Source organism: Acinetobacter sp. YT-02 (assembly GCF_002412355.1).
GTDB lineage: Bacteria > Pseudomonadota > Gammaproteobacteria > Pseudomonadales > Moraxellaceae > Acinetobacter > Acinetobacter towneri.
In genome coordinates this window covers 1-2,227 of record NZ_NOZT01000094.1, presented here as the reverse complement: position 1 = coordinate 2,227, position 2,227 = coordinate 1, and the positions used below count along the sequence as shown (strand labels likewise).

2 protein-coding genes are annotated in these 2,227 nt (G+C 38.2%); both read right to left on the bottom strand.

All coding sequences use genetic code 11. The annotated features are described in order from the left end of the window. On the bottom strand, positions 1-1,033 hold a 1,033-nt coding region (locus tag CF596_RS14390; RefSeq protein WP_143228716.1), incomplete at its 3' end, for a type I restriction endonuclease. Between the two features lie 116 nt (positions 1,034-1,149). Continuing rightward, positions 1,150-2,172, bottom strand: a complete 1,023-nt coding sequence (locus tag CF596_RS14385) for a restriction endonuclease subunit S (RefSeq protein ID WP_096902861.1) — start codon at positions 2,170-2,172, stop codon at positions 1,150-1,152. Positions 2,173-2,227: the final 55 nt, after the last annotated feature.

Below are 2,227 nucleotides of genomic sequence, written 5' to 3'. Positions count from 1 at the left end.
AGGAAATTTTGGCAATTTTAAGAAAGCAGAATCCTGATAGGATAAGGGTTCTGTGAAATTTGTCGTGTACAGAGGTTGTGTCTACACTATTTTCTTTGAAGGCATTGAACTCACGCACCGTTTGGGTGTCGAGGTCACTACGATCCACTACAAAGAGCACTTTTTCAACTTCAGGCAAGCGCATGATGAGCTGACTTGCTTTGAACGAGGTGAGTGTCTTACCTGAGCCCGTAGTGTGCCAGATATAGCCATTCTTCTGTGAATGTTGTACACGCTGAATGATTTGCTGTACGGCATATATTTGATAGGGACGCAGAACTTTTATTTCTTTAGAAGTCTGAATTACCATGTACTCAGTGAGCATTTTGGTGATGTGCTCATGGTTGAGGAAATTTGCTGCAAAGGCATCTATCTTGTGGATGTGCTTGTTGTCGAAGTCAGCCCAAGGAAAGGTGAACTCGAAATTTTTTGTGCCTGTGGAGTAGTAGTGTGTATGGTCACGGTTACTAATCACAAAAATCTGAATGTAGTTGAACAGACCTGATCCGTTGCCGTACGCATCCTTGGCATAGCGTTGAGTTTGATTGAAAGCTTCAGGAAGTTCTACGCCTGCACGTTTGAGCTCAATTTGGACCAATGGTAGGCCATTGATGAGCAATGTGACGTCAAAGCGACTGGTATGTCCGTTGCTTGCTCTATGATCGATGGCGATCTGATTGGTGACTTGATAGATGTTTTTTGAAGGGTCAGCAAACAAAAAATCAATGTGGCGTGTAGAACCATCATCAAAGGTCACTGGAAAGCGATTACGCAATACCTTGGCACAATTGAAGCTATTGCCAGCCTTGAGATGATTGAGGACTTGAGCCCATTCATTTGCAGAGAAAGCAGAAATGTCATTCGCACGTTCAACTTGAATTTTGAGATTGCTCAGCAGTTGAGTCTCATCTTTGATATCAACTTGGCTGTAGCCTAGGTTTTTGAGCTGTGCAATGAGTTCATGTTCAAGTTGAGCTTCGCTTTGTACGGACATCTCTTTCTCTGACTTTATTCTTGGATTGGGTGAGTGAAATCATCTGGCCGAAGTACCAACATATTATGATGCTTTACCCTCAAAGTCTTTAGATCAGATGGGAGTAGTTTGCTTACTTATACAAACATTTGCTGCAATAGTCCTTTTTTCCATTGTTTGGCCTGTTCAATTTGTTGTTCAGTTACTTCAATTTTTTGGTCAATAGCAGAAAGGAAGTTAGCGATTTTGGTTTGTTCTTCTAGGCAAGGAATCATCATTTCAAAATTAATCACATCTTGATTGGAAATATTAGGTTGGGCACTAGCCGATGGAATCGATTGGATATAGGTCGTAAATTCTTGAGAAAGCATAATTTGGTAGACAAATTCATTTAGTGAGTCTTCAAATACCTTGAAAGTAGCAACTCGTTGATTTATATAGGCATAACCTTGATTAACTTTTCCTAATTTACCGAAAGTTGCACCCGAAAGAGCCATAACAATAGCATTTTCTGAAATTAGGTATCTTGTATCAGGTATTTCATTAGAATAAATACCAGTGAATGAATCCAAATTAATATTTTTTTCGATATCACCAATTCTGATGACCTTAGTCATTCCTTTACCAAAATTAGTACTCTTAAATGCAAATCCACCTTGAATGGATGTGATATCACCCAATTTTCCTATTTTCCATTCCCTAAATTCACTACCATCATCTGCCTTGAAGCGAATTTGCTGACTAAACAGCTTTTGCATCATGCCTTGTTTGTATTGGGTAAGGAGTTGGTGTTTTTGTGTCAGTTGATTAATCTTTTCATCTACTGTTGAAAGAAAAGAAGCGATTTTAGTTTGTTCTTGTTTTGATGGCAGAGTTAGATTGAATTCTTCTACTACACCAACATTTAAATTTTGAACTCCCCCACCTTGAAAAACTCCTTGTTCTGCTTGAATTCTGGCTTTTGGTGAATTTAGAAATTGTTTTAAGAAAATATTATTTAATGTGTCGTTAACACGTATATGAGTCAAACTTACATACACACCATATTCTTCTTCACGATCAAAAATTGCAGCAACACCATATGAAGCTCCAACACGGCTGTATAAAATATCCCCTTTAAGTAGTTTTGTTTTACTAATTTTTTTCTCTGTACACGACAAATTTCACAGAACCCTTATCCTATCAGGATTCTGCTTTCTTAAAATTGCCAAAATT